The organism is Pseudescherichia vulneris (genome assembly GCF_902164725.1).
GTDB lineage: Bacteria > Pseudomonadota > Gammaproteobacteria > Enterobacterales > Enterobacteriaceae > Pseudescherichia > Pseudescherichia vulneris.
Window position 1 is genome coordinate 4,096,548 of the sequence record NZ_LR607338.1, and the last position, 6,326, is coordinate 4,102,873.

A 6,326-nucleotide genomic window follows, 5' to 3' on the forward strand; every position below is an offset into this window, starting at 1 on the left:
TGAATCACTTACGCTTCTTTCTTAGCAGCCTGGATGTAGAGCATCTCTAATGCCAGGGTCGCTGCGGCCAGGGCAGTAATGTCCGACTGGTCGTACGCCGGGGCGACTTCCACCAGATCCATCCCTACGATATTCAGATCTTTCAGGCCGCGTACCAGCTTAATTGCGCGATCGGAGGTCAAGCCACCAATCACCGGCGTGCCGGTACCCGGAGCAAAGGCCGGATCCAGGCAGTCGATATCAAACGTCAGATAGACCGGCATGTCGCCGACGATCTGCTTCACCTGAGCGATAATGTCGTCAACGGAACGATCGTTGACCTGGCAGGCGTCGAGCACGGTAAAACCGTTGTCTTTATCAAACTCGGTACGGATCCCGATCTGCACCGAGTGGTTCGGATCGATCAGACCTTCTTTCGGCGCGGTATAGAACATGGTGCCGTGATCGAACTCGCAGCCGTTGGAGTAGGTGTCGGTGTGAGCATCGAAGTGCACCAGCGCCATCTTACCAAAGTGTTTTGCGTGCGCGCGCAGCAGCGGCAGCGTGACAAAGTGGTCGCCGCCAAAGGAGAGCATACGCTTACCCGCCGCCAGCAGACGCTCGGCGTGGGCCTGCAGCTTCTCGCTCATCTCACGGGCATCGCCAAAGGCGTAGACCAGGTCACCGCAGTCAACCACGCTCAGGCGCTCGCGCATGTCGAAGTCCCACGGGAAGCGGCAGTGCTCCCACGCCAGGTTGGTAGAAATCTGACGGATAGCGCCCGGGCCCTGACGGCTACCGGAGCGTCCGGACGTCGCCATATCAAACGGCACACCGGTAATAACCCAGTCAGCATCGCTGTCGTACGGCTGGAAGTTCAGCGGCAGGCGTAAAAAACCAAATGCGTTAGATACCAGAGAGTTATCGTATTGATGACCTAAGGTGCTCATGGCTATGACCTCTTTTTCGTCGATAAAAAAACCCCTCCGCGTCGTTAGCCCGACGAGGAAGGGTTTGAATGGGGGGACTGCTTGTCTGACGCGGATTATCGCCGTTAATCTGTACGGGTTCAAGTAAGTCCAAAATAATCTGCCCACGCCCCCTTCGTTTACGTCTCTATTGACGATTATAGTTCACGCAGACGAGCAATGAGCGGCCCGGCCTCCTCAATCAGCGTTTGTGTCGATGGGACGCAGAGGCACTCCAGCGAGATGGCGTGGTCATAGCCAGCACGTTTTAGCGCCCGGTAGATATCGTCCACCGGAAGATGGCCATACCCTGGAAACGCGCGGTTGGAGTCGGCAAAGTGGACGTGCTTGAGACGCGATCCGAGGGTAGCAATCGCCTCCGTAAAGTCGCGATCCTCAATGTTGGCGTGGAAAATATCCCACAGCACGCCGACGTTTTCTGGCGCATCGCTGAGGGTTAAAAACGTCATCATATCCTCTGCGCTGTGCAGGTGAGCCATCTCGTACCGGTTAAGCGCTTCAACGATCAGCGTCACCCCGCACCGCCTGGCCTGCTCAACGCAGGGCAGCATCGCCTCGGCCAGCTCATGCATATACTGCGTTTTGCTCATGTTGCGGTCCGTTGCCCGCAGCGAGCCAATCGTAACATGGCTCCCCAGCTGGGCGGCGACATCAATATGCTCAGAGAGGCGCTGCCGGGTGCGCTCGACAATCGCCCTTCCGCTGGCCAGCAGCGACAAACCGTCACGCTTGCGAGCCTGACCAGTCGCGATGGTGGTACAGCCCAACCCGTAATGGTCCAGCCGCTGTTTCAGCTTGGGAATATTCATCCCTGCGTAATCATTAATACAGAGTTCGGCGGCGTCGAAACCGCTCTGCGCCAGCCATGCCAGGCCCTGCTCCAGCTCATTTGCGGTAAAAGGCGAAAAGAGCGTGTCGTACCGGCACGTTAGCGTCGCGCTAAATTTAATCATTTATCCACCCTGATAGCGTGACCGGAACGTGGGGGTTCCGGTCCGGCATATTACTTAGCGGCTTTACTTAAGATACGTCCGGCATTGCGCGGGAACTGCTCCGCCGCCTCTTTCACCGTCAGCTTGCCATGATCGATGTTCTCGATGGTGTTGCGCCACAGCTCAACGAATTTTGGGTTATCGAAATAGGGTGAGGTGGGAATGGCATGGGGCAGCGCCAGTGAGGATTTAATCCCGGCTACGGTGATATTGTCCTCCTGAATAACGCCCTCCTCGCTCAGCTGTTGGTAAGCCTTTTTACTCAGCGGCGTGCCGCGCTCCAGCCCCATGGCCTTAACGCCCTGTGGATCGTTCATCAGGAAGTCGATCAGCTTCGCGGCCTCCGCCGGGTGCTTGGTCGATTTGCCGATGCTGAACATCATTGTCGGTTTAAAGAACAGCCCAGCGTCTTTGGCTCCCGGCAGCATAAAGAACGGCCCCAGCTCCAGCTTGTCGTAAGGCGCGGTCAGGTTGTTCTCATACATCACGGCGTTGGTGTTCCACATATAGACGCCGCCCCACTTGCCCTGGATCCACGGCCTCATTTCCCAGGTATTGGTTTTGCCGTACGAGGTCAGCACCCGCATGGAGGGGAAGACGTGGCTATCCACCAGATCCTTATAGATCTGGAAAAAAGCCTCCCACTGCTGCGGGGTGTAGGTGAATTTACCCGTGCTCTCGTCGATGGCCGGGATGTTGTACTTCTGCACCATCCAGGACTGCACCAGCGTCAGCGACTCCATGTAGTCGAGAATCAGCGGGTATTTCTCTTTATCTTTTGCCTCGAACGCTTTTCCGGCAGCCATCAGCTCCGTCCAGCTCTGCGGATAGCTAACGCCCATCTCTTCCCACAGCTTTTTGTTGTAGTAGAAGCTGCGGGCGGTGACCGCCACCGGCAGGCCGTTAAGCTTGCCGTTGACCGTGGTGCTGCTTAACGACTGCGGATCGTACTGCTGGAGATCGATCACCGCCTTTTGGCTATAGAGATCGTAAAAACCGTTGCCGTCCTTTGAGAAGAGCGGTAACCAGTTCCAGTTGGTCTGGATCACATCCGGCTCGTTTCCTCCGGCTATCTGCACCGTCAGGCGCGAGAGATAGCCTTCCCAACCCGCGTACTCCGCCTTTACCTTGATATCCGGATACTTCTCTTCAAACAGTTTGATGGCCTCCAGCGTGGCCTGGTGGCGGCTGTTACCGCCCCACCATGAGATACGGATCTCCGCGGCCTGGGCAGCCGTAAGACAGGAGCACGCCAGCAAAAACGACGCGGCAACGGGGGCGATAAGCTTATGCATGGGAAGCTCCTTGTTTAACCATGGATCTGGCGTAAGACGTCTTCTGGAATTTCGGCCAGGTAGAGCGCAGGCTTGCCGTCTTTATCGGTACTGAACAGAACCGCTTTCTCATCGGGAGTAAACGACGGATGCGGGTGGGTCACCTGCCGGTCGCCGTCCAACACCTGCCATGACGAGCCGTGGCGGGCGATTTTGTGGGCCTGCTTGTTCTTTAAATCAAACAGCCAAAGCCAGGGGTCGCTGGTATCGCCGTAGCCCGCGTTATCCGCGATATCAATGGGCACTCCGGAGCCGTCCCCTACCGCCAGCGAACCGCTGTCGTTGCTCATGACGTGCGAGCAGGGCGGCATGGCCATCAGACGCTCATCTTTACCGGTCTCACCGTCGATGCGGCAGAGATAGCGTACGGGGCTGTTTTTGACATAGGTGACATACATCAGGGCCGAACCATCCGGCACCCAGAACTCATGGGTGTAGCTCTCCCCCTGCGCGGGCTCCCGGGCCTTGCGGATGTTGCTGCCATTCTCATTCATCAGCCACATGCGGGCGTCGACGCGATCGAGCGGCCCCTCGTGGCAGAAGGCCACGGTATTATCATCGAACGGCCGGTAGATGGGGTGCCCCAGCCACTGGTTCTCCTCCAACAGCGTCTCCCGCTCCCCGGTGCGCAGATCGATGCGGATCACCCGACAGCGCGGCGCTTCAGCATAGAACTCTTGAAAAACGGTCCAGTCGCTGATGGGCCGCCAGCTGTCGCGATGGATCTCTACCCCAACCAGTTTGTCGCAGGCGGAGTTCGCCACCCAGGTCCCGTACCCTACCCACTCATCGGGAACGCGGTATACCGCTTCTTCCTGGAGCGTCTCCAGGGTAACGCGCATTAAATTGCGCTCCCCTTTAACGTAATAGAGATAGTTTTCATCTGGAGATAAAAAGCCGCCAAAGGTATTATCCCCTGCCCCTTCGGTTATTTGCGTGGCAACGCCGGTAGCCAGGTCGAGTAGATAATAATTACGATGGGTATCAAACTCGCCGGCAAAAATAAGTTTCTTGCCGCCGTCAATAAAGCACTTCTGATAAAAGTAGTTGCGATGGCAAATAACATCCGTTGGCGTAAAACGGGTCACATTTGCACCGGTGTCTTCATCAATATAGCGCTCATAGTTCAGTTGTAGCGTTGTACCTTTAGCCATACCTTCCTCTCATTGATACGCAATCAGCCTGGCCGTCTTCGAGCAGGCTCACACTTTCTGGTTTACCCACGCAGCGATGTTTGACCTTTCACCGCGCCGCCCCTAGCATTCCCGCTCAACGTTGCTAGCGGGATAGGCGTAATGACAACCACGAAGCCATATCTGTTAATGGAAATTAACGCCCCTGAAATATGGCGCTGGTCCTGTTTAGAAAAAACCGTAGAGATGGCGCTACGCTATGGTTTTCAGGGCCTCGTTATTCATCAGCAATCGTTATTAGCCCGCCTGGCCGCACCGTCACCGCGCTGTCATAGCGCCGAGTTAATTAACCTGAAGCTGGCTCAGGAAAATGCGCTTATTTATCTGCAACGAGCCGGGGAATATTTACAGCGCCGCGGCTTACAGTTTTGGTTGCAGGGCGAAGCGACGCCCGATAGCCATGAATTAAAGGCAAAGTTCCCGGAGTACTTTCTCTCTGAAAATAGCGCAAGCGAGTTTATTGACTATTTCTTTCAGCACAGCATTCCGCAGATCCTGGCCGCGCTGCCAGCCGTGCGCGGTCTGCGCCTCTCGCTATCGACTCCCGACGTCAGCAGTGAGCGCTGGAAAACGTCGTTAAAAACGTTGTACCAGGGCATCCGCCAGCTGGGGCGTCAGCTGATCCTGCGTGATTACCAGGACAAAAGCTGGCCCCGGCAAATGCTGCGCGTCGCCCTGGAGGCGCTTCCTGATGATGTCCGCGCCTCGGTTAAGGCTACCGAGCTTGATTACCGCCCGGGCTTTGCCAATAACCCCAACCTGCTTAATATCCTCGACAACCGAAAATGGCTGGAGCTGGATCTCTGGGGCCTGGAGTATGGCTGGACCCTGCTGCCCTGCTATCTGCTGGAGGAGATCCAGCAGCGCCTCGCCTGGCTTAGCCAGCACGCCAGCAGCGCTCCCGAGGCCATTACCGTACGCGTCGACTGGGAGTGGCTGCCCGATCTGCCGCTATCGGGTTCGCTCAATGAACTTAATCTGTCCGGCCTATCCCGCCTGGTTAATGAGCCGGACGTGCCTCCCCGCCAGATTGTGAGCCACTGGCTGCAACAGCGTGCCTCGGCGTCTGTCTCTTCCTACGATCTCAGCGCGATCGGCGATATTATCGTTGCCAGCCACGAGTGGAGCTGTAAGACACCGACTCTGCTGGGTCGCGTCTTGCAGAGCCATAGCCGTCTTCCTACGGATTTTGCCCATGCCCTGCACCTGCTTCATCTCGATACCCGCAGCGCCAACTGGACGCAGTCCTTTCAGCCTCTGATGCCCAGCGACGATCCTGACCTGGGGTATCAGCAGCGCCAGCTGATCGAGCTGGAGATCCAGCGCAGCCGCTTTCTTGCCGACTACATGTACAGCCGCTCGCTTAAGCTCCTGCCCGACTGCCCGCTGGCGGATGAAACCCGGCAGGCCATCAGCGGCAGCGTTGTCCGGGCGCTGAAGTACACTCACCTCTACAGCGCGTTTACTCAGGCGCTCACGCTCAAGCTCTGGCTGCGTAAATATGGTGATCGGGCGGAGATCCGCTCCCAGCTCAATGCCGCCCTGCACGAATTCAGTCGTCACAACCGGGAGCTTGCAGCGTGGTTTGAGCAGCACGGCGCGCAGCATCCGCTTGCCTTCGAAACGCTGCTCAACCCGCAGCGCATCGCTACCCTGATTACCAGCCTGCAACACGATTAAGCGATGGTGTAAGCATGGCGGTACCACAGCGGGAAGTAAATTGCCGGGGATGGCAGAAAAAGACACGGAAGCCGAATAACGGGAGAAAAAGCGAAGGCGGTCACGACCCGGGAAGATTTCAGGTGATGCTGCTCACACTCTGATATCAGGGTTTTGTGA

General features: G+C 57.0%; 5 protein-coding genes. 1 reads left to right on the forward strand and 4 read right to left on the reverse strand.

From position 1 onward, the window contains the following. Nucleotides 1–8: 8 nt before the first annotated feature. The 4 genes from speB to FN633_RS17010 form a co-directional block, all read right to left on the reverse strand. A complete protein-coding gene (gene speB, locus FN633_RS16995; protein WP_154058534.1) occupies nucleotides 9–929 on the reverse strand; it encodes an agmatinase in 921 nt (306 codons plus the stop codon). A 176-nt stretch (nucleotides 930–1,105) separates the two neighbouring features. Next, nucleotides 1,106–1,921: a sugar phosphate isomerase/epimerase family protein gene (locus FN633_RS17000; protein ID WP_154058535.1), complete on the reverse strand. Its 816-nt coding sequence runs from the start codon at nucleotides 1,919–1,921 to the stop codon at nucleotides 1,106–1,108. A 50-nt stretch (nucleotides 1,922–1,971) separates the two neighbouring features. Beyond that, the gene (locus tag FN633_RS17005; protein ID WP_154058536.1) at nucleotides 1,972–3,255 is read right to left on the reverse strand and encodes an ABC transporter substrate-binding protein; all 1,284 of its coding nucleotides are present in this window, start codon (nucleotides 3,253–3,255) and stop codon (nucleotides 1,972–1,974) included. A 14-nt stretch (nucleotides 3,256–3,269) separates the two neighbouring features. Beyond that, nucleotides 3,270–4,448 (reverse strand): oligogalacturonate lyase family protein, encoded by a 1,179-nt coding sequence (locus tag FN633_RS17010; RefSeq protein ID WP_154058537.1) that lies wholly within the window; start codon nucleotides 4,446–4,448, stop codon nucleotides 3,270–3,272. Between the two features lie 141 nt (nucleotides 4,449–4,589). On the opposite strand from FN633_RS17010, the gene FN633_RS17015 reads away from it, so the two are divergent. Beyond that, the gene (locus FN633_RS17015) at nucleotides 4,590–6,167 is read left to right on the forward strand and encodes a hypothetical protein (RefSeq protein ID WP_154058538.1); all 1,578 of its coding nucleotides are present in this window, start codon (nucleotides 4,590–4,592) and stop codon (nucleotides 6,165–6,167) included. Nucleotides 6,168–6,326: the final 159 nt, after the last annotated feature.

What these genes read in the sequence shown, in the direction of transcription:
- speB (WP_154058534.1), bottom strand. Translation starts at nt 929, where the DNA reads ATGAGCACCTTAGGTCATCAATACGATAACTCTCTGGTATCTAACGCA.
- FN633_RS17000 (WP_154058535.1), bottom strand. Translation starts at nt 1,921, where the DNA reads ATGATTAAATTTAGCGCGACGCTAACGTGCCGGTACGACACGCTCTTT.
- FN633_RS17005 (WP_154058536.1), bottom strand. Translation starts at nt 3,255, where the DNA reads ATGCATAAGCTTATCGCCCCCGTTGCCGCGTCGTTTTTGCTGGCGTGC.
- FN633_RS17010 (WP_154058537.1), bottom strand. Translation starts at nt 4,448, where the DNA reads ATGGCTAAAGGTACAACGCTACAACTGAACTATGAGCGCTATATTGAT.
- FN633_RS17015 (WP_154058538.1), top strand. Translation starts at nt 4,590, where the DNA reads ATGACAACCACGAAGCCATATCTGTTAATGGAAATTAACGCCCCTGAA.